This window comes from Clostridium sp. YIM B02555 (genome assembly GCF_022320955.1).
Classification (GTDB): domain Bacteria; phylum Bacillota; class Clostridia; order Clostridiales; family Clostridiaceae; genus Clostridium; species Clostridium saccharoperbutylacetonicum.
The window spans coordinates 52,327-74,358 of the sequence record NZ_JAKJJY010000007.1 but is presented as its reverse complement, the minus strand read 5'-3'; the positions used below and the strand labels follow the sequence as shown (position 1 = coordinate 74,358).

Here is a 22,032-nt window from a genome sequence, read left to right as displayed (position 1 = left end):
TAACTTTCTATATAATCTCAGATTAAATTTGATGTTCAAAACTCAAAATCTATACAATATAAATAATTGTAATTTTATTACCCTTGAGCCTTAAAATTATAAATTGGTTTAATTATTTCAATAATCTCAACAGTTTCAGAAATATTTTGAAGGATTTCTTCTTTAGGTTTATACACCATCGGAGCTTCATCAAGAGTTGCTTCTGTAACTGAAGTCGTATAAATCCCTTCCATTGAAGCCTTAAATTCCTCTAAATCCACTTTTTCTTTAGCTTTAGTCCTACTCATAATACGTCCTGCCCCATGGGGTGCTGAATAATTCCAATCTGGATTTCCTTTTCCTATGGCAATTATACTTCCATCTCTCATATTAAGTGGAATTAATACTTTTTCCCCTTCATAAGCTGAAATACTTCCTTTTCTAATAATATTGTCCTTGAAATTTATGTAATTATGAGTAGTAGAAAATGACTCATATTCTTCAAAGCCTTTTCCAAAAAGTTTCTTTAAAATTATATCTGCCATAGTGTTTCTATTTAAAACAGCATATTCTTGACAGATATTCATATCATGTAAGTATTCTTTCCTGTAATCTCCATCTAAAAAACATAAGCCTTTTGGATAACTTGGCATTAAATCATCATATAATGCTTCTAAAGCTTTTAAAGCTCTTTGAATTTCTTTTCTACGCCCATCAGCTTTATACTCACTAATTATTTTTTCTCTTTTAATATAATAATCACCTTTACCACTGCATAAATCTATAGCCAAGTTTTGATAGATATTAGCCACTTGCAAGCCTAAATTTCTGCTACCTGAATGTATTACAAGATACTTAGTTCCATCAGCACTTTCATTTATTTCAATAAAATGATTTCCACCACCTAAAGTGCCAATACTTTTTTCAATTCTTTTAGTATTTTTCAAACTTCTATAGCATTTTAAATTTTGTAATTCTGGAAATCTAACAACTCTTCCTTGGTGAACCTTCATTCCTGATGGAACATATTTATGAATAATATCATCCAACTTTTCTAAATCAACATCTATTTTCCCTAAATTAATAGTTAACATCCCACATCCAATATCAACTCCTACAATATTAGGAATTACCTTATCACCTAAATCAGCTGTAAATCCAATTACACAGCTTGCCCCCTTATGAGTATCTGGCATTATTCTTACCTTACAACCCTCTACAAATGACTGATCACATAATTCTTCTAATTGTTCAATTGCTTCATTTTCTATATTATCTGTAAATACTTTTGCTGTATTATATTTTCCTTTAACTTCTAACATGTATTATATTTAGTGATATGCAGCACAACAAATATACCACTCACTAAATCTTCACTTCCTTTCAATTTATATATTTACTTCTCTTTTTCATATTTAATTGTAAAATTCTATTAATATGTTTGTACTTCAATATTCTTATTTTTGCATAAAATCATTGCAGCTTTGCTAATATATTCTGGCTTATCTACTAGTCTTTTAATTATTTTTTCCACTAAGTATGTTTTTTCCTTTATCTTCTCTTCTTCAACTATTTCCAACACTTCTATTGCCTTAGCTCTTACTTGTGGGTTATAATCCTCTAAAAGCATCTCAATAAAATTTAAAACTTCATTATTATTCACTTCTCCAAGCACTGCTATTTTGCTAATTATTTTTCTTTCTTCTTTATACTGTTTCCCTATAATATTATTATGTGAATAATTATGTTTTTTTCTTTCTCCTATATTATATAAAGCCTTAAATTCTAAATATATTTTCTCTTTTATTTCATTACTACCAAACTTTATTAATAAAGTCTCTAGAGTTTCATTTAATTCATCAGATTCTAAATAAACTTTTTCAAAATCAGGTATAACTTCTACAATATTATTAGCTTTAGTATATTGTATCCATGTCCATATATTTTCTTTTTCATAAATTGCTTTTCTTAAAAGTTCTATGGAATATGTTAATGTCCATAGTTCTGCAACCCTTACTTTGAGATTATTATAAACACTTTCTATAGTCTCTTTTTTTATAAAAGCCTCATTTTTCTCATCTTCAAGAAATTCTTTTATATTCTTCAAACCTAAAAGCTTCAATGTTTTAAACTCTGCTTTTTCCATGTTATCTATATATAGATTTAAGTACTCAATATCCTTTTCTAGATTTAGCAGCCCTCCATTAGGCTGTGTTTCAAAGAACAATGAATAAAACAACTCAATTAAATATTTCATTAATTCTTTATCTTCCTGTGCATTCTCAAATAATCTTTCTATATTTAATGTACTTCCCAAATAATAAGCAATTTCCATACGAATACAATTATTTTTGAGAGCACCAATTAATATTTCCCTTTGGTTACTTATATCCTGCATTATATCTTCTTGTAAGACTAACATTTTAGCTATGTTAATAGCTCCCCAATCCCTATTTATTTTAAGTAAATAAAAAACTCCTTCTTTTGCCGCTTTATTATCTCTCCATCCACATAATACATAAGAAATATATCTGGCATATTCCTCCGCTTGTCCAATAATAAGATAATCCTCTATTAACTCAACACATTTATTATGTAATCCTGTCATATCAATAGCAAACTTAAATATTTCACTATTGCCTGTAGTAAACAATATTTCTTTAAATATTTCATATGTTTTATCCGAATAAGTTCGATTATCTAACTTAGAAATTAATTCATCTATTATATTTAAGTTTTTAAAATTAATTTCAAGTAATTTCTTTTCAACTACAGAAGCTTTTTTTAATTTATTATTGCTAATTTGGTTTAATAATTCCAATATCCTCTGCACTTGTGTCAATCTCATTTTTTCATCAATACCAAATTGATCTAAAAAACCTGCTGATATTTTTATATTCTCACCATCTTTTGGGTTTAAGATCTCATCTGCTGAACTGTAATCTAAAATACCATCATAAGTACAATTCTTTAAAATATCATATATGGATTTTTTATCATCTTTATTTCTAAACAAATTTATAATCATCAATCTCATCTCCAAATTTCCTATTTTGAATAACAAATAAAATTTCTAAAATATATACTTATATATTAACTATTTTTTATAAACATGTAATGATATTCAAGTGCTTTTTCTATAAAACTAGCTAACATCTATATTACTGATTGCAACTCTTTCTTAAAATAATAATCCTCTATTGTATCTTTTAAATTGCTTAGGCCATTTTCTACATTTGGTATAAATTCTAATATCTTTTCATTCCAGCCAGCAATTACATTGACCTTTTCTCCTTTAAACTGTTGAGTCCCATATCCTACAAGATCAATTGCATGAACCCACACATTTGAATTAACTTTAGCTCTATACTCATCAATTAAATCTTGACATAACTGATCATAGCCTCTATTTATTTCATTATCCGATAAAATTATTATTCTATCTACATATACTCTATTATCTAACAAATATCGTATTGGTAATGAAATATCAGTACCTCCCCAAGTTTGTTTTATTGCTTTAGCATTAGATATTATTCCATTTCCAGCTGCAAGTGGTGTTATTTTAAATTTTGTATCAAAAGTGCTTGTTATAGCTTCTTCACAAATACTATTTGCAATAGCCATTAGTAAAGTTCCTATTTCACCACACGTCATATCACTTTTTTTACTTACGTTATAACTCATAGAACCCGACACATCGGTCGATATAAAGGTTTTCCCTTTTAACTTATCAATATTTCTTGTTGAATACCTAATTGCATTTTCCAATACATCATAGATCTTTGAGGTTCCTAATCCTTCATTTGATAACACCTTATAAGCTGAATAATATCTAAAAGGTAATTGCTTACTCTTTTTAACTCTATTTTCATTTTCTAAAACTTCATATACCATATTTATATTATCTGGCTCAGCTTTAATAATATTTCTCAAATTACGGAGAATAGCCATATAACCAAGTTTATTACTTCCAATTAGCTTTCCCCAGGTCTCCTTGTTGTTACCTTCACTTGAAAGCACTGTTTCCCATGTAAATGGGGTTGTTAATTTATCTTCAAGTAGTCTTTTAAACATACTGCTTTGCTCAAGATTATTTGGCTTTGGATGCACTAAATTGACTATATCTTTGAGTCTAATTTGTTTCTCTCTATTATATTTTGCAAATGAAAACTCATCAAATCTTAAGAAACAATCAGAAAGTCCCTTTTTTAAAGAGTTTGGAATTGGCTTACCATATACATTTAAATAGTAACTTAAAATTTCTGCCATATCATCTACTCTTTCAACTATTTCATTTGAAACTCTTCTAACATACTTCTTTCCCTGCACATCATGAGCGAGCTCCCCTGCTATAACATGAGAGATACTTCTTAAATGAATTTCTTTTCTAGCATATATAGCTAAGTTAGCTATAAACTTTGGATCTATCTTAATAATCTGTCTTAAGTCTTTAACTATCTCTAAAGAATTATCTCCATAAAACTTTCCTTCGTTAAAGAAACTTGTTAAAACTTCAGTTATTAGCTTTTCCTTTAATTCCATTTTAAAAGCTACATGGCCTGCTTTATTTAATGTTTTACACTTAGCAGCATTAAACTTTGACATTATAATTTACTCCTTCCAATAATGAAGTTTGATTTTTTTGATGACTTATGGAGTTGCACCATATAGGCCATATTATCAACAATTTATTAATCAATCTATTTATTGTAATATGCCTAAATACTCTTATCATCACGTTAATTTGTTTAGTTTATTAAGTTTTGCAAACTATACTGCTTTGTGGTATTTATATAACAGAGAGAAAATCAAAAAGTGTTTAATACTTCTATTTTAGCTTTACTACAAAGTAACACTTTTCTGCACTTCTCTTAAAACTAACCTATATAATGGAGTAAATTTATCTGAGTAGTTTTCGGCACTATATTAAACTATCACATTATCTTCAACCTTCCTTCTGAATTGAATTTACTTTAGAAATTAATTTATGATTACTAAAGTATTTATTATGTATTTTTCATTTGATTTTTGTGTTTAATTTCAAATCCTAATTATCACTTTTAAACATTATTATACTTTGCTATACGAAGTAACTCAGATATGCACTGCCATGTTGACTTATCCTCTTGACTACAATACTTATTATATTATTTCTATGATTTTCTTAAAGACAAAAACTTTGCATCTTTAGAATTATAATCCATTAGTACCAATTAGGTATTTTACATATATTTATTGTAATAAAAAATAATCCATATAAACTTAGGTTGATGAATTCAATTCATCCTCTTTGAGTTTACACAGATTATTCTTATATTTATTGTGTAAATAACATAGGATTAGTTATCTTTTAAATTAACCTTTATAATATGTTACTTAAATTTTTGTGTTTTAGGTACAAATGTCATTTCAAGTTTTTCCCTTGATACCAAAGTTATCTTTAAATCTCCAATTTCTTTTTCTTGAGTCGTTGTTAAGACTCTACCATCAAAGCATTTATCAAAAAATTCTTCAAATTGTTTTGTTTCAACATTTGGTTCACATACATCAAATATTGCAGATGCATATTTTTTCAAATCATTAATTTCACCTTTAGTATACTTAATTTCAGAAAATGATCCTTTTTTAGTTTCTTCTCCACCACCAAAATCAATGGAAACTTCTAATAGTGGTCCATTTTCCTTTTGAGATTTTGCTGTAATCATATTTTTATCTACATGTTCAATGTATAAGTATCTGTCATCTTCTTCAGTCCTTTTTGCTCCAGCATATTTACTATTGATTTCTAGTTTCTTTCCTTCGAATTTATTAATTTTAGAACCAGAGCCTACTGCCTCATTAAAATAATTTTTAAATTCTTCACCAGTGAAGGTATAATAATTTCCGTTAATTCTACTATCAGTCGGTTGTTTAGCTTTTGCCTTTGCTCCACATCCAGCTAACAAACTTAAAGCCATGCATGCAGCAATAAAAATTTTAAATTTCTTCTTCATTTTAATTCCCCCTAAAATTTAATTCCTAAAATTTACCCCTTATTGTTTTTTACACAACTGTATTATTTTATCATATTTTAGCATATGTTGTAAAATAGAAAAAAGCTAGAAAGTTTAATTTAAACTTCTAACTCTATTTTTTATTATATATATTATTATGATAACTTATTTATATAAGTTCTAATTAGGAGTGTATATTTCATTTCAAGAAATCCTAAAGGGATTTCTCCATTTATTTATAATTAAACTATATAATTAATTTGCCTTATCTATATTTTCTATATTTTCAATTTCTTTAGTTCCTTCAAGCCTAAGTGCTCTTTTAATCTTATCAATAATAATCTCTCTTACGCTATCAGGTGACTTTACTCTAACATATGGCCCTAAAGATATTATTTTTCTTAGAACCTCATCTTCTTCAAAAGTATAATAATATATATCTATTTCATATTTATTTTCTGAAATACTCCTTGAATTTCTTTCAAAGGAAGAAAAACTCATAAAGCACCTTTCCATAGCTCCCCTAATATCTTCAAGTTCAATTGTAATTGGAATTTCACAGTATTTCTTTTCTTTTAGTTTCTTAAGTACCTCTTCCCTTCTTATTTTCGAATTAACCTTTTGTTCTATTTCTACTTTCTCTAAAGTATGTAAATTAACCATTATTGGCCGCTGCTCTTCTAAAGAATAAAGAGAGGCTCTAAATTTATCATCTTTTAATGAATACTCAATTCTAATTGGAAGTGCTAGTTGATTCTTATATTCATTGCCATTTTTATCTACATTAGAATATAAAATAGGCTTTTCCTCAATTATCCCTTCTAAAATAGTATAAAAATTTTTACTTATTTTTTCTAAATCAACTTCAAAATCATTTTTACCCTTGTTTGTAAACTCTATTACTTTATTACTTCCTGTTTTTATTTCTATTAGTGCTTTTTGTAATTTTTCTAAAGTTTCATTTCCAAGTAAAGCTTGTACTACTGGCTCTTCTAGCATTCCATTAAGCCAAGATTTCTCTAGTTTTGAAAACCTAACTTTAAGAGGCATCCTATCTTCATTATTTAAAATACTATAATATTTTCCATCTCTTTCTTCTAAGAAATTGAAATTATCTTTTTTATCATATTGATTTAAAAGCATTCCCTCAAAAGTTTTGAAGTCTTTCCCTATTACTTTTTCATCATATTCTTCTTTTTCAATAATCTTTATAATTTCATCTTTATAAAGTCCATTATTAGCTAAATTTAGAATTCTAAATACTAAATGAAAATATTTATTTTTATATTCATGAAATAACTCCATAATTATTCAACATATCCTCCCAGTCATTCTTGATTTTCTTATGAAGATATTTAGGAGAAATAACCCTTAAATAGCCACCATATTTTCTAATCCACGGAATCATTTCCCAAGGATCATTTACTATCTTTTTAAAGGAATATATTTTATCATTTATTTCCTCAAAAGTACACTCACCAAGTTCACCTTTTATCTTATCGATTATGTAATATTCCTTTGGAGAATTAATCTGAACCTCAAATTCCACTTCTTCATATTGCCCATCAATGTTATGAGGTACACTAGAAAAACTCTTTTCCATAGCAATTTTATACTTTTCTTCATATTTATCATAATTAAATCGTGTTTTTAAAACTTCAACATCGTCTTTTCTATCAAGTCTTGCACTAATACATTTCCCATTACTAGTAAACGAGAAAACATAAAACCTTCCACATTCAATATCATATCTAAGCTTGAAAGGTCTGAGTACTTCATTATTACCATTTTTTACGCATGCGACTTTATCGTCAGTCTTAAGTTTTATTTCATTTCTATTTTCAATTGCTTTCATAATTTTCAAAATTAGTTCTTCCTCAATTACAGGATGAAAATGCAGGTTTTTATATTGAAAACAATTATTATCCACTGGAATTATCTTTCGCTCAAACTCCATATAATCTTTTAGTGTGTCATAAAAATAATGTCCACTTACATTAGGAAATATAATATTTTTATATAAATCTACTATATTATAAAGCTTTAAAATTTCATTATTATTGAGTTCTTTTAATATATCCTCTGAAAGATAATATTCTTTAATTCTTCCATTTTTCTTAACTGAAACAATTTCCATAGAATTTACTAATTCATTAAGCTTTCGTTCTATAGTTTTACTGCTAATATTTTCATAATCTATTAATTCTTTGCTTATCATTTCATTTTCAATATCTGAAAAGTTCATTGGTTCGCTTTTATAGTTTAAAATTAAAAGCAAGTAATAATACAAAGTAATATCACAACGAGTAAAGCTCTTGCTTAAATATGTATTAACCAAAAAGTTTTTTGTATTTGAAATGTCATCATAACTCAAACCTAATAGTTTATTTTTACCATCTTTATCTATTTTGATAAAATCATTTTCTATATATTGCTTAATTCGTCGCATCTCATAGCTAACTTTTCTTGAGCTCCCATGTTTCTTATTTTCTAAATCACCTTTTGAAAAACAGCCATATAAAAAAACATCTCTAAGTATTGACCGTATTAAATCATAATGTTTTATAAAATCCGGAAAAATGTAAATCCCCACCCTTGTTTAAACCCGCAAATGGATTTCTTTTCTAAATTCGCTATTATTATCATAGCATAGCAATTAATATAATGGGATAAAAACTTGCAAAAAATATCTAATCCGTAATTATAATGAATAAGTAGAAATTGTCAATTGAGAACCTTGGCCTCTCCAAAATATTGATATAAAGGCAATAAAATGGTAAAATATATAATACGAAAATAATAGTTCTTACAAAAAACTAAATTTATCTTAATATAAATAAATTATTAATGATGTAATGATAAAAATTCAAGTTAGATAGGAATGTTGGTATGAATAAACAACTGATAATATTAGGAACAATTGGTTTGATTACTATAGTTGGCGCTGGTGCTGGCGGTGCAATATTTGCCGCTAATAACGACTTTAATACTAATACTGTTTCTAAAAGTGTTGAAGCCTCAAAAGAACCTAAACAAGAAAAAGTTAACATAAGTGGCTGGAAATCAGAGAGTGGAAGTTGGTATTTTTATAAAGATAACGAAAAGCAAAAAAATTGGATACAAGACAAGAATTCTTGGTATTACTTAGGTGCTGATGGTAAAATGAGAGTTGGATGGATTAAAGATAATGGTGTTTGGTATTACCTAAATACAGATGGAACTATGGCTACTAATACAACAGTAGATAATTGCTATATTAATGAAAAAGGAACTATAGAAGAAACTCCTGCTAATTCTCAAAATTCTGCTAAAACTGATGATTCTTCAAATACAACTAAATCCAAATATGCAGTAACAACCTTTGAACAAGCAAAACAAATTGTATTACGTGAAGATGGTGCATATATAAAGAAACTTGCTGATCCTGGCACCCATATACAGCTTACTCCATTTAATGATCAAGATCATATTGCTGACGGCTCTAGTTATGGCTTCCCTACTGAGGAATTTTTCACATTACTTATTGATGAATACTCTAATAGTACTGGAGAAATGGAATTTGAATCAGGGGAATACTTAGTTGGAAAGGAAAGTGGCAATGTATATATACTTCCTCATCAAGGATGCTTTTCAGCTTACCAAATTAAAAATAATAAGGTTGCTAAAGAATTTAGGTGGCCAGGTAAAGATGAGGACCCTCATCACAGTTGGCGTTAATGAGCATAAGTAATATTAGATAAATAAAAGCTTAACCAAACTTTAAATCTGGTTAAGCTTTTATTAATAATGTTGATTTCCTTTGGAAATCTTTAAGTGTTGAACAATTCTTTTTCAATATATATAGGTTCGATATCATAAACTACTAAAGTATCACTTAATATATCATGTAAACCTCTTTTTTTCGAATCTACTCCAATCATAATATAACCAATAAACAATATTAATCCACTTAAATATCTACCAATACTTTCACGATAAATTAAAGTAAATAAAGATGGCTTTTCACCTGTATCTTTACATACCTTAAGTTTAAATAATTTTTTTCCTAAAGTTCCCCCACAATAATATGTCATTAAAACAAAATACGCTAGTCCACATAAATAAATAACAATGTCCAATATAGAAAATTTGAATAAGAATTGTTTTATCAAAAATGCATCTGGATCTGTCCTAGATATTATAAATCTAGGTACTGTTATAACAAGTAATGCTATTCCCACAATAATACAGTCAATTATATATGCTGAAAGTCTTACAAAAAAGCCTGCATATTGTAGGTTTTCTTTATTCTGTTTTAGCATAATACATAATTCCTCCATTACCTTCTTTTTCTAAGTAATCAGAAATAACTTGTGCATCTGATTTAGGCTTTAAATTCTCTGCTTTTGCAAACAGAGATGAAAGTATGTTTTCCTTGTTCTCTGGTGTAAATATTTCAACACTTTGACCTACAGTATCTATCACATTTTTTTGCATATTTTCGTAAGTATCGATATTATCAATCAAGCCCAAATCCAAAGCTTGTTTAGCTGAATATATACGACCATCTGCAATAGGTTTAACCTTATTTATGTCCATTTTTCTTCCTTCTGCAACAACCCCTGCAAATTGTTCATAAGCTTCATTAACTAAGCCTTGTAAAATATTACGCTGCTCATCTGTCATTTCCACTCCTGAAGCTCCCATTGCTTTATTAGGTCCGCTTGTTATATCTATTTCTTTAATTCCTAATTTATCATATAAACCTTTTACATTAGTTAATGATGTAATTACTCCAATGGAACCTGTCCAAGTATTCCTGTTAGCATAAATCTTATCAGATGCCATAGCTATATAAAATCCTCCAGAACACGCTTGAGATGCCATATAAGTCCATATAGTACGTCCTGTTTTTTCTTTATATTCTTTCAACTTTAAATAAAGTTCATCACTTTCATAAACACCCCCACCAGGACTGTTAACATATAAAATAACTCCTTTATTATTTTTCGATTTAATCATATCATCAATATATTTTAATGTACGTTTATGATTATATGACTCTGTATTTTGAAAAATGCTATTAGAATTTGATCCACTCTTAATTGTACCTTCTACTTTAACCACTCCAACAAAATCCTTACTTGGTAATGCAATTTTATTAGAATTTAACATCTCGCCAAAAGTACTTTTTGTATCCTTATTTTTATTATCTATTTTGTTAGAGACTGCATTTGTAATAACACTTGCTGCACCAACAAATACAAAACATAAAGCAGCAGCTATCAAGCCTATAATTTGTTTTTTGTTCATTCACCAATTCCTCCAATTTTTACTTATATTTCTTAATTATACAATAAAAAAATTTATGGCGATATTAAATTTATCTTAATTTTTATCTATTATTTGTATTTACGCTATCTAAATTATCAATGTTAAATGTTCATTGTTCAATTTTCAATTATCAGTTAATAGCTAAATCTCTTCAGTATTTCTTGAATTTAAATGCATAATCTTAATTAGAATTTGTATATAAAAAGAGTATCTTCAAATTGAAGATACTCTTTACGCTTTAAACCCATTGACAACAATAGATGCCAATGGTATAATAACAAATTATAATTATATATTTTCATCATAACATATTACAAAATAAAAGTCAACACTTTTTTTGAAGGGAGTCTTAAATTTGAATGAAATTATTAATTTATTTGAAAACACTTCTCTAGAAAAGCAGGTATTTAATGAAATAATTCAATGTAATGAAATCACACGCGATTATAGTTTGAAACTAAATGAAGACGACGTTAAGGAAATTATGAAAACAAGGACTATTGCTCTAGAGAAAAGTGGCCGAATAGAATTTAATGGTCAAATTATAACTAAAATTATTACAGCATTTTCTGATTCACCATATATCTCGCAGCATAACTATAGCGATACAATAAATGAACTCGTAGAAATTTTTTATAATTATAAAAATGAAACTTTGGATTATATAGGAGATGATGAACTCATAGAAATCATGAAGGACTATTTTGATGATTATTGCCAAGGTTCTTTAGAACTTTTAGAAGGAAAAGTATTATATAAGATTGCTGACAATATAAGAAATGGTGTAAAAGATTATACTAATCTTGATAGTGAAAAGGATTGATGATTTGTGGAAAATTGCAATAGCATTGAAAAATATAGCTTCTTCGTAGAGCATAATTTTAGTGAAGATCATTTTTTTAAGGATGTTTTAGTAACTTGCTATAAGGAAAAACTTCTAGATGATACTACTTTAAACAGACTTTCTTATGAAAGACTTGACTTATTAAAGATACAATTAAAATATTACACTAAAGATGAAAGCAGCTCTGTTATGGTAGAAGTAGCAGAAAACTTGCTTGAAGGCATTGATTATACATTAAGCTTTTATTTAAAAACATTTAATTCCATTCAGCTAATAATAGATGAATTAAAAAATAACAGCTTATCACAAATGTTAGAAACTGGTCGAGATTTAATAAAAGTCACTATGAAAGAAAGTAAAAAACTTTTGGAATACATTATAAATAATAAACTTAAAATAAATAATTATTCTTATAATGACACTATAGATGATGGGCTTCCACCCTTTTTTAAGGAATATGATTACTTTTTTACCCCACATTTAGGCTCAGGCTCAATAGATTATCAGCTTTACATGGATAATTGGAATTATAAAGGTATTGAGTATATAAGAAATTATTTGAAAATCTTAAATTTAGAAAATGAATTTTGCAATAAATTTGATATTTATGAAATCAATGAATTGCTCAATAGCTATGATAAAAGAAGTGAATATCTTTTAATAAATATATTCGAATTAGTCCTTATTAATTCTCTAGGTTTAATTATATCTGGTAAATCTTTAAATAACTTAAATATAACCAATTCTGACAGAGAAGTTTTAAGAAGTAAATTGATGAATTTATCACTTGAAAAGTTACAAGACAAATTGTTAGAAGGTGCAGCTAAGTGTTGTGAAACTTTAACTATTGAAAATAATGAATTAATTAATTATATTAAAAAATCTACAAATAAGTTAACAGAATGGTTATATGAAAGTATTAAATTGGATAAATTAGAAACGATATTTATATCTTTTAAGGAAAATATAAATGAAGAAATTATAGAATATGAAGACGGAGAAAAGCTAAGTAACACTGCATTTAAAAATATAACTGAAAAAATAAGAGAATGCTCTTCTGTGCAAGATAAGATTACATTGATAAAATATAATATTAAAAGCTTGGAAGATTTAATAGATATGCTAAATGCAGAATGTTTATTCGATGATGAGTTTATGCACTTATTTAAAAACTTATCAAAAACTTACATTATTCTCTTAGCAAAGCATATTTCAGATTTTAGCTTTAATAATGACTACGAAAAAGATTGGTACTATGAATTTAAAAAATATATTTTAAGTTTAAGCGAAGAAGATCAAAAGAACATTGAAATAATTAAAGAAAAAATTAATATTACTTAATAATCAGCTATTAATGTGCAAAATACTAGTGCTAATCACAATTGAAATCAGCACTAGTATTTTTAGCTTATAAATTATTTTTATGCTTGATTCAATGTAAAAACTTCATTAAGTTTCAAATCTAGTAAAGCATTATCTTATTATTAATAATGAATATCAAATATCGGTTTCAATTCAAAAAAACTTTTCTGTTTTATTAAATTAATTCATTCTTTTGCAAAAATTCTATAGCAACATCTTTAGGATCTTTATTTAATTCATCTACTTCATAATTTAATTCACTCATTACATCATCATTAAGTAAGTCTCCTACTTCTTCTACTAATGGTTTTATTTCAGGATATTTTTCTAATGTTTCAGCTTTCACCACAGGAATAGCATAATATGGTGGAAAAAAGTGTTTATCATCTTTTAAAACCTTCAAATCATATTTCTTCAATAATCCATCTGTCGAAAATGCATCTATTACATCACTTTCTTTATTAATTAAAGCAGCATATCTAGGACTGCCGTCTATTCCGACAGTATCTTTGAAATTAAGATTATATTTCTTAGTTAAACCAATTAATCCATCTTCTCTATTAAGGAACTCAAGCGTTGTTGTTGCAGTTAAACCATTTGAAACTTTTGCAAGATCACTTATAGTTTTTAAATTATATTTTTGAGCAGTATCCTTTGCTACTGCTAGTGTATACGTATTATTAAACCCCATTTGCTTTAACACTTCAATATCATATTTATCCTTATAATCTTTTTTTACTGTATTATAAACCTTTTCTACATCTGATATTGGCTTATATTTTAATACATCTCCATAAGCTGTTCCACTGTAACTCACATACATGTCAACATCACCATTTTTTATAGCAGAAAATATAACTTGAGTTCCACCTAACGCAAATTTTCTATTAACAGTAATGTCTGTCTTTCTTTCTATAAGCTCTGATATTATATTTCCTAAAATATCTTGTTCTGTAAAGTCTTTACTACCTATTGTAATAACTTTTTTACTAGATACCTTTTGAGATACTCCTGTTACAACAAAAATTCCAACAAGGACACATGCAGTAGCAACTAATATAGATTTTTGCATTTTTCTAGCTTTAACTTTTGATGCTTTACTTTTATTATTACCATTTTGCAAACTAATTGGTGTAACAAGTTTTTCTACCACTCCAAATAATCCATCTACTAATAATGCTAATATACACGCTGGAATTGCTCCTGCTAAAATTTGATAATTATTAACAGTTCTTATACCAGAGAAAACCAAATATCCCAAACCACCACCACCAATAAATGCTGCCATAGTCATAAGGCCTACTGCTGTAACTGCTGAAATTCTTATTCCTGACATTATTACTGGAAGTGCTAAAGGTATTTGAACTTTAACTAAAACTTGAAATTTAGTAAGTCCAATTCCCTTTGCAGCTTCAAGCATTTCTGAATTTATACTATCAATTCCTGTAGTAGTATTTTTTATAATTGGTAGTAATGAATATAATACCACCATTACAATTGCTGGTTTTGTACCTATTCCTAAAAACGGTATTGCAAATCCCAGTAATGCCATACTTGGAATTGCTTGAACAACACTAGCTATACCTAAAATCGGCTTATTCAGTCTTTTCACATAACTTGTAATTATTCCCAATGGGATTCCAATTATTATAGCTATACCAACAGCTATTGCCGTAAGTTTAATATGTTCAACTGATAATGTCATTATCTGATCTTTTGCTGTAAATATATAATTTGAGAATTCATTCATTTTATTTCACCTCTTCCGTATCTAAAAATTGACTACTTAGAGTTGTTACTAAACTACTTTTCGTAATTATTCCTTTTAAAACGCCCTTATCATCAAGCACCGGAACTTGTCCTATTTTATGTTTTTTTACAGTTTCAAGGATGCCTATAATCGAATCATCTGGCTTTACATTTATGAATTTAGTATTCATTATTTCTTCTACGAGAATATTTCTATCAGATTTATTTTGTATTTCCTTGGCTGTAGTAATTCCCAAAAGATAGTTTTCTTTATCTATCACCATTAAACTATCAACTTTTGAACTCCTCATTTTTTCAATGCATCTTAACAATGATGTATTTTTAAAACAAGTAACAGGATGATCAATCATTATATCTTTAGCCCTTATAAATTCTGGTGATGACCATATTCTATTCTTTCCAATAAATTCGTTAACAAAATCATTAATAGGATTTTTAAGAATATTTTCTGGAGTATCATATTGTATAATCTCACCTTTATTCATTATACAAATTTTATCTGCGATTTTTATAGCTTCATCCATATCATGTGTTACAAAAACAATAGTTCTTTTTAATTTACTTTGTAAATCAATTAATTCCTCTTGAAGCTGCACCCTAGTAATTGGATCTAAAGCACTAAAAGGCTCATCCATTAAAATTATTTCTGGGTTTATTGCAAAAGCTCTTGCAACTCCAACTCTCTGTTGCTGTCCTCCACTCAATTCAGTTGGATATCTATCTAAAAATTCATCACTACTTAATCCAACCATTTCCATAAGTTCAATTGTTTTTTTCTCTACATTGGCTTTATCTAATTTTTCAACTTTAGGAATTATTTGAATATTTTCTCTAATAGTCAGATGTGGAAACAATCCTGTTTGTTGTATTACATATCCAATGTTTCTTCTAAGCTTTATTACATCTTTTGAAGCAATATCTTCACCATTAATAAAGATTTTTCCTGATGTTGGATTAATCAACCTATTTATCATTTTTAATGTTGTTGTCTTTCCGCATCCACTTGATCCTATTATAGCAACAAGTTCCCCTTTATTTATCTTTAATGAAATGTCTTTAAGAATTGTTTTATTTTTGAAATCTTTACGTATGTTTATAAATTCTATCACAAATTCCACTTCCTTCCTTTTAGCAACTTTATATTATAACCAAAGTTGTTACTTTTTGCATTCCAAGTAACAACCTTATTATATCAACAAGTTGTTACTATTGTCAAATTACACTCTGTTATTTAAGAATTATTATTTACTTAAACTCATTAATAGCCTCATTTATTTCTAATAAATTATTTTTTTTTATGAATTTAAAAGTAACAACTTAAATTAAAAATATTACATAATATATATTAGTTTAGAAATATTCACTTAAAATTAAAACAGGTAAAATATCAATCATTTGAGTTATACAAATAATTAATATTTTACCTGTCACAAAATATATTAACAATTTATGGATACAAAAATTTAGTTACTTTTTCATAACAACCTTCATTTCCGATAAAATAAAAAATGTCATTTTCACGTAAAACGGCATATGGTCCCGGGGACATTTCTAAGCATCCATTTCTCTTAATACATATTATTGTAGCTAGGGTATTATGCCAAAAATTAATTTCCGCTACATTTTTATCTATATACGGTGTTTTTTTTGTTATAAGTATTTCGAAAGGTATAAATGGATTTATTGCTTTAAACCTATCTGTTCTCTCTAATAAATCTAAAATTCTATCTCTTAACAAATCATTTTCTTCTTTTTGATGTTCTAATTTGTCAAGTATATCATTCCTTAAATCAGTAACAGTCTTTACGTCATTGTGCTGTCTGATAAATTTTATAGCTTTCTCTGTTGATTTTATTATTACTCCACTGCCTTTATTTGCATCTACTATATCCATATCCGCGAGGATTGCTATAGCTCTTCTCGCTGTTTCTGCAGAGACTCCATATTGACTAGCAAGCACAGATCGTGCATATATTTTTTCACCAACACGATAATGTCCAGTTGCTATTTTAGAAGCAATATCTGCAGCAATTTGCTGATAAACAGGACTTACTATTTTTATTCTTTTTTCCATTTTTTCTATCCTCTTATTAAAATTTAATTTAAATATCTTTAAAATTATTTTAAATACTTTCAACTGGTATTCTATCACATTTCTTTTGTTTTTGCTATAAAACTTCATATCATATACACTTCGAATAAAAAACAATAATATCCATATTGCCGAACGTAATAAGATTAATATGTTGTGGCTGTCGCATCAGTGATTATCTAAAGAACTTTATTTTTAACATTAGAAAAGCAGATTCACCTAACTTTTCTGTAAATCTGATTTTCTAACAATCATTATTTTGTATTCTACTTATTCAAAAATCGTTCAACTATGTCTAATTATTTTTATCAATATCTAAAATAGTTTGTAATAGGACATTTGCCCCTTTCCAGCAGTTTTCAACTGGTGTAAATTCCTTTTCACAATGACTGTGGCCATCTTTACTTGGTACAAATATCATTGTAGTTGGAATGACATCTGTTATAAATTGTGCATCATGACCTGGTCCACTATACATTCTCTTACATGAGTATCCAAATTCCTTAGCATTTTTTTCTACGTAATCTACAAATTCTGGGTAAAAATTAACTGTTTTACGTGACCATGCTTCTTCATAGCTTGCTTCACATTTTTCAACCACCTTAGGTATAGCATTAATGATTTCAAGAACTTGTTTAATTACTTCTGGATCTTGATGTCTAGCATCTAAAGTAAATTTAACCATATCAGGAATTACAGTATGAATATTAGGATGTGCTGAAATCTTTCCTGTGGTATATACTAGCTTACTATCAAGTTTATCAAGTTCATCGTGGAGATATTGAATTGTTTTTACTGCTGCATACAAAGCATCTTTTCTATATTTCATAGGTGTTGTTCCTGCATGATCAGCTTGACCTACAAAAGTAAATTCATAGTTGATCATACCGCAAACCCCTTCAACAATACCGATATCAATTTTTTCATCTTCTAAAACTGGTCCTTGTTCTATATGAAGTTCTAATAATGCCATATATTTTTCAGGCGTCATTCTATTAGAAGCTTCTCCCATATATCCACTTGCTTCTAAAGCTTCTTTAAAGGTAACACCTTCTGTATCTGTAGATGCAAGCATTACATCCTTATCAAATTTACCTGTAATAACTCCTGATGACATCATTGCAGGTTCAAAACGTGCACCTTCTTCATTTGTCCATATAACAACTGTTATTGGATGCTTATGAGGAATTTTTTCTGTGACTATGGTTTCTGCTGCTTCGAGTGCAGTTAGTACACCAAGAATCCCATCATAATTCCCTCCTTGTTTAACAGAATCAGCATGAGATCCCATCATAATAGCTGGTAAACCATCTTCTCCAGGAAGTGTTGCATAAATATTTGCCATATCATCTGTTTTTATTTCCATTCCAAGTGCTTTACATCGTCTGCAAAATTCTTCTCTTGCTTCTAATGCTGCTGGTGACAATGACAATCTTGTTATTCCGCCTCTTCCAGTGTCTCCAAATTTACTAAAAGTTTTAATTTTGTCATCCATTCTATCAATGTTACAAGTAACCATACTAATATCCTCCTTTAAATTCTTATATTCTATATAATTTAATCCTTATAATAAACCTTTATATTATAATCTATCCTACAGAAATTTCATAAATTCACAGGAATAGCCATCTATACAAGCCATACTTGATGTTTTATATACTAATTTTATTATTTTTTCATTACTCTCTGGGCTGGTGAAATTGCCTTAGCTGGGCAAACAGTGCCACATAACTGACAACCAACACATTTATTTGCTATAAGCATAGGTTTGTTTGTTTTTTCATCCATCTTTATTGCTTGATGTCCACCATCAAAGCAGGATAAATAGCATCTTCCACACCCTAAGCATTTATCTCTATCAAATTTAGGATAACAAATACCATCTCTTTCAAGTTCATCGGCAGCTACAATATTAGGCAAGGCTTTTCCAACCACTTCGCTTACCCTTTTATAACCTTGTGAACTTAAATATAGTTTCATTCCTTCAATTAGATCCTCAATAATCCTATAACCATATTGCATAACTGATGTAGTTATTTGTAAATTTTCACAGCCTAAAGCTAAGAATTCTGCCGCATCTGCCCAAGTTTCAATTCCTCCCATACCACTTATAGGTGCATCCTTTAGTTCCTTACAAACCTTCATATCTCTTATAAAACGTAAGGCTATTGGTTTTACAGCTTTTCCTGAATATCCTCCAACACTTGATTTTCCTTCTACATTTGGTGCAGATTGAAAATTTTCAAGATCTATATTCATAATGCTCTTTATTGTATTTATTGCAGCAATCCCTGTTGCACCCGCTTCCATTGCAGCCTTAGCTGGTATTTCCATATTACCAATATTCGGAGTCATCTTTGCAAGTATAGGTAAGTGTGTTCCTTTTCTTGTTGCTTTAGTATATAAAGCAACTAATTCAGGATTTTGTCCGACATCAGAGCCTAAACCTTCCCCTGTCATATGTGGACATGAGAAATTACATTCTATAATATCTGCACCTGCTTCTGTCATAAGCTTAGCAAGTTTTGTCCATTCTTCTTCATTTTGTCCCATAATTGATGCAACAATGATTTTAGTCGGATAATCCGCCTTAAGTTGTTTTAGGAATTTTATATTTTCTTCTAGGGTATGATCTGAAATTTGCTCTATATTTTTAAAACCTATAAAAGGTAAATTTTCTTTAGTTAAAGCTGTAAATCTTGGAGAAACCTCCTTTGGTACAAACATTCCTATTGTCTTAAAAGCTACTCCTGCCCAGCCCATATCAAATGCCTTAGCCACCATCTCATAATTGCTTCCAACCACAGAAGAAGAAAGGAAAAATGGGTTTTCTGTATGAACTCCGCAAAAATCTATAGATAAATCAACATCATCCTCTTTAATTTTAGGTTCAGCTGCAATTGCTTTCATAATTTTATCAATAGGTACCGGTTCATTAATTTTTCCCTTTAAACATGCCTTTATACATGCCTTATCTGCACAAGTTTCACAAGGAAGTGGATGTGGCAGTTTATTTACTGCCCCAGCCTTATTTTCAAATCTTAAAGAACGAATAATATTATCCGCTTCAAGGGTGTAGGGACAAGCTTTTCTGCAAGGAGCTTCATTACATAGTAAGCATCCTGACACATATTCATTAATAGAAATATCTTTATTAAATAAACTACTCATTTCCATTCATCCTTTCTAGCCCTAGATTTCATCAGTCTTTCAAACTTCAAAAATTCTATGCCTTTCAATCTATCTTATTATTTTTGATAGTTATTTTCGTCCTACTCTCTTTACAAATTGCCCAATACCTGGCTTTCCAACAAAATTTCCATCCTCATATACCAAATTGCCTCTTACAAAAGTCTTTACTGGATATCCGTGAAGTTTTTTCCCTTCCCAAATAGTGTGATCATAATCTGAATGCATGTTTTCTACTGAAATTGTGAACTCTTTATTAGGATCATAAATTACAATATCTGCATCCTTCCCAACTGCTAAAGAACCTTTATCCTCGCATCCAAATATTTTTGCTGGATTAAAGGCACATAATTCAACTGCACGATTAAAAGATATTTTTCCGTCATTAGCAGCTGAAAGCATATAAGGATATAAATTTTCTATACCAGCACAACCATTTGGAATCTTTGTAAAATCATCCTTTCCCCAGTCCTTTTCATAACTTTGGAATGGACAGTGGTCAGTAGCTACAGTATCTATTGCTCCAGACTCTATTGCCTTCCAAAGAGCATCTTGGCTTTCTTGACCTTTCATTGGCGGAGAACATACGAAATTTCTTCCATCCTCTCTCTTATATACCTCACAAGTAAATTCTAAATATTGAGGGCATGTTTCTATATAAATCTCATGACCATCGTTTTTTGCAGTTATTGCCGCCTCTAGGCCTTCCTTATCTGCCATATGAACAATATACAAAGGTGCTTCCATAGATTTAGCCCAGTGAATAGCTCTTTTATCAGCTTCTGCCTCCACAAATTCTGGTCTGCTTAAATAGTGATACCACGCTGAAGTTTTACCTTCTTTTAAGAATTGTTCGATATTTAAATCAATAACATCTGGATTTTCAGCATGAATATTAGTCATGGCACCTGTTTCTTTTGCCTTTAACAATATTTTCACTAAGGTTCCATCATCAACCATCATGCCTTCTTTTTTATATACTAAGAAACATTTAAAGCTTGTAACACCATAATTTACAGCTGCTTCAAATTCATCTAAAATGGCGCCATCATTTAAATCTGTTATACAGCAGTGAAATGCATAATCAACGCAAGCTTCTGGATCACACATTTCTTTTCTGCCTTCAATAGTTTCAATTATGCCTTTTCCTTTTCTTTGCATTGGATAATCAAAAACTGTTGTAACACCACCGCAAGCCGCTGCTCTTGTGCCTGCAAGGTAGCTATCTGCTGAAACTGTTCCTCCAAAAGGCATTGCTAAATGTGTATGTGCATCAATAGCACCTGGCAAAACTAACTTTCCAGCTGCATCTACAACTTTTGCACCTTCTTCTGAAAAGCCTGTTCCAATTGCTACGATTTTTCCATTCTTTACAGCAATATCTGCTTTGTAAGATTCCACTGGTGTTACAATAGTTCCATTTTTAATAATCAAATCCATAAGTATTCTCCTCCTTTTATATTTGGTGCTTTGGATGCAACTAACTA

The 22,032-nt window shown here is 28.8% G+C and carries 17 protein-coding genes; 3 read left to right on the top strand and 14 right to left on the bottom strand.

The genetic code is table 11. The annotated features are described in order from the left end of the window. Window positions 1-77: 77 nt before the first annotated feature. The 6 genes from L3B98_RS11890 to L3B98_RS29105 all read right to left on the bottom strand — a co-directional run bounded on the left by L3B98_RS11890 (window position 78) and on the right by L3B98_RS29105 (window position 8,568). Complete coding sequence (locus L3B98_RS11890; protein ID WP_238916766.1) at window positions 78-1,301, bottom strand: RtcB family protein; 1,224 nt, start codon at window positions 1,299-1,301, stop codon at window positions 78-80. 110 nt (window positions 1,302-1,411) lie between these two features. Continuing rightward, the gene (locus L3B98_RS11885) at window positions 1,412-3,007 is read right to left on the bottom strand and encodes a hypothetical protein (RefSeq protein ID WP_238916765.1); all 1,596 of its coding nucleotides are present in this window, start codon (window positions 3,005-3,007) and stop codon (window positions 1,412-1,414) included. Between the two features lie 128 nt (window positions 3,008-3,135). Continuing rightward, window positions 3,136-4,587 carry a TROVE domain-containing protein gene (locus tag L3B98_RS11880; protein WP_238916764.1) on the bottom strand — a complete coding sequence of 484 codons (1,452 nt, stop codon included), beginning with the start codon at window positions 4,585-4,587 and terminating at the stop codon, window positions 3,136-3,138. 767 nt (window positions 4,588-5,354) lie between these two features. Then, window positions 5,355-5,975 (bottom strand): hypothetical protein, encoded by a 621-nt coding sequence (locus tag L3B98_RS11875; RefSeq protein ID WP_015394185.1) that lies wholly within the window; start codon window positions 5,973-5,975, stop codon window positions 5,355-5,357. Between the two features lie 255 nt (window positions 5,976-6,230). Continuing rightward, window positions 6,231-7,280 carry a WYL domain-containing protein gene (locus L3B98_RS11870; protein ID WP_238916763.1) on the bottom strand — a complete coding sequence of 350 codons (1,050 nt, stop codon included), beginning with the start codon at window positions 7,278-7,280 and terminating at the stop codon, window positions 6,231-6,233. Beyond that, window positions 7,264-8,568 carry a WYL domain-containing protein gene (locus tag L3B98_RS29105; RefSeq protein ID WP_238916762.1) on the bottom strand — a complete coding sequence of 435 codons (1,305 nt, stop codon included), beginning with the start codon at window positions 8,566-8,568 and terminating at the stop codon, window positions 7,264-7,266. Before L3B98_RS29105 ends, L3B98_RS11870 begins: the two co-directional genes overlap by 17 nt. A 296-nt stretch (window positions 8,569-8,864) precedes the next feature. Here L3B98_RS29105 and L3B98_RS11860 point away from each other — a divergent pair, with 296 nt between their 5' ends. After that, a complete protein-coding gene (locus tag L3B98_RS11860) occupies window positions 8,865-9,692 on the top strand; it encodes a hypothetical protein (RefSeq protein ID WP_238916761.1) in 828 nt (275 codons plus the stop codon). A 92-nt stretch (window positions 9,693-9,784) separates the two neighbouring features. Here the strand turns inward: L3B98_RS11860 and L3B98_RS11855 are convergent, their stop codons facing one another. Beyond that, complete coding sequence (locus L3B98_RS11855; RefSeq protein WP_238916760.1) at window positions 9,785-10,276, bottom strand: RDD family protein; 492 nt, start codon at window positions 10,274-10,276, stop codon at window positions 9,785-9,787. After that, entirely contained in the window at window positions 10,260-11,267 is a 1,008-nt protein-coding gene (gene sppA, locus L3B98_RS11850; protein WP_238916759.1) for a signal peptide peptidase SppA, read from the bottom strand. The genes L3B98_RS11855 and sppA overlap by 17 nt, the downstream gene beginning before the upstream one ends. A 376-nt stretch (window positions 11,268-11,643) precedes the next feature. Here sppA and L3B98_RS11845 point away from each other — a divergent pair, with 376 nt between their 5' ends. Then, window positions 11,644-12,111, top strand: a complete 468-nt coding sequence (locus L3B98_RS11845) for a DUF6323 family protein (RefSeq protein ID WP_077364877.1) — start codon at window positions 11,644-11,646, stop codon at window positions 12,109-12,111. Window positions 12,112-12,117: 6 nt separating this feature from the next. Then, the gene (locus L3B98_RS11840; protein WP_238916758.1) at window positions 12,118-13,473 is read left to right on the top strand and encodes a DUF6179 domain-containing protein; all 1,356 of its coding nucleotides are present in this window, start codon (window positions 12,118-12,120) and stop codon (window positions 13,471-13,473) included. A 196-nt stretch (window positions 13,474-13,669) separates the two neighbouring features. Here the strand turns inward: L3B98_RS11840 and L3B98_RS11835 are convergent, their stop codons facing one another. The 6 genes from L3B98_RS11835 to hydA all read right to left on the bottom strand — a co-directional run bounded on the left by L3B98_RS11835 (window position 13,670) and on the right by hydA (window position 22,021). After that, window positions 13,670-15,244 carry a glycine betaine ABC transporter substrate-binding protein gene (locus L3B98_RS11835; RefSeq protein WP_238916757.1) on the bottom strand — a complete coding sequence of 525 codons (1,575 nt, stop codon included), beginning with the start codon at window positions 15,242-15,244 and terminating at the stop codon, window positions 13,670-13,672. A gap of 1 nt (window position 15,245) precedes the next feature. Beyond that, complete coding sequence (locus tag L3B98_RS11830) at window positions 15,246-16,373, bottom strand: ABC transporter ATP-binding protein (protein ID WP_017810443.1); 1,128 nt, start codon at window positions 16,371-16,373, stop codon at window positions 15,246-15,248. Window positions 16,374-16,711: 338 nt separating this feature from the next. After that, entirely contained in the window at window positions 16,712-17,338 is a 627-nt protein-coding gene (locus L3B98_RS11825; RefSeq protein WP_238916756.1) for a GntR family transcriptional regulator, read from the bottom strand. Window positions 17,339-17,651: 313 nt separating this feature from the next. After that, complete coding sequence (locus L3B98_RS11820; protein ID WP_238916755.1) at window positions 17,652-18,875, bottom strand: Zn-dependent hydrolase; 1,224 nt, start codon at window positions 18,873-18,875, stop codon at window positions 17,652-17,654. 149 nt (window positions 18,876-19,024) lie between these two features. Next, on the bottom strand, window positions 19,025-20,527 hold the full coding sequence (preA, locus tag L3B98_RS11815; protein ID WP_238916754.1) for an NAD-dependent dihydropyrimidine dehydrogenase subunit PreA: 1,503 nt from the start codon (window positions 20,525-20,527) through the stop codon (window positions 19,025-19,027). Between the two features lie 90 nt (window positions 20,528-20,617). Then, a complete protein-coding gene (gene hydA, locus L3B98_RS11810; RefSeq protein WP_343073686.1) occupies window positions 20,618-22,021 on the bottom strand; it encodes a dihydropyrimidinase in 1,404 nt (467 codons plus the stop codon). Window positions 22,022-22,032: the final 11 nt, after the last annotated feature.

Excerpts from the sequence above, each read along its gene's own strand:
- L3B98_RS11890 (WP_238916766.1), bottom strand. The coding sequence starts at position 1,301 with ATGTTAGAAGTTAAAGGAAAATATAATACAGCAAAAGTATTTACAGAT.
- L3B98_RS11885 (WP_238916765.1), bottom strand. The coding sequence starts at position 3,007 with ATGATTATAAATTTGTTTAGAAATAAAGATGATAAAAAATCCATATAT.
- L3B98_RS11880 (WP_238916764.1), bottom strand. The coding sequence starts at position 4,587 with ATGTCAAAGTTTAATGCTGCTAAGTGTAAAACATTAAATAAAGCAGGC.
- L3B98_RS11875 (WP_015394185.1), bottom strand. The coding sequence starts at position 5,975 with ATGAAGAAGAAATTTAAAATTTTTATTGCTGCATGCATGGCTTTAAGT.
- L3B98_RS11870 (WP_238916763.1), bottom strand. The coding sequence starts at position 7,280 with ATGGAGTTATTTCATGAATATAAAAATAAATATTTTCATTTAGTATTT.
- L3B98_RS11860 (WP_238916761.1), top strand. The coding sequence starts at position 8,865 with ATGAATAAACAACTGATAATATTAGGAACAATTGGTTTGATTACTATA.
- L3B98_RS11855 (WP_238916760.1), bottom strand. The coding sequence starts at position 10,276 with ATGCTAAAACAGAATAAAGAAAACCTACAATATGCAGGCTTTTTTGTA.
- sppA (WP_238916759.1), bottom strand. The coding sequence starts at position 11,267 with ATGAACAAAAAACAAATTATAGGCTTGATAGCTGCTGCTTTATGTTTT.
- L3B98_RS11835 (WP_238916757.1), bottom strand. The coding sequence starts at position 15,244 with ATGAATGAATTCTCAAATTATATATTTACAGCAAAAGATCAGATAATG.
- L3B98_RS11825 (WP_238916756.1), bottom strand. The coding sequence starts at position 17,338 with ATGGAAAAAAGAATAAAAATAGTAAGTCCTGTTTATCAGCAAATTGCT.
- L3B98_RS11820 (WP_238916755.1), bottom strand. The coding sequence starts at position 18,875 with ATGGTTACTTGTAACATTGATAGAATGGATGACAAAATTAAAACTTTT.
- preA (WP_238916754.1), bottom strand. The coding sequence starts at position 20,527 with ATGAGTAGTTTATTTAATAAAGATATTTCTATTAATGAATATGTGTCA.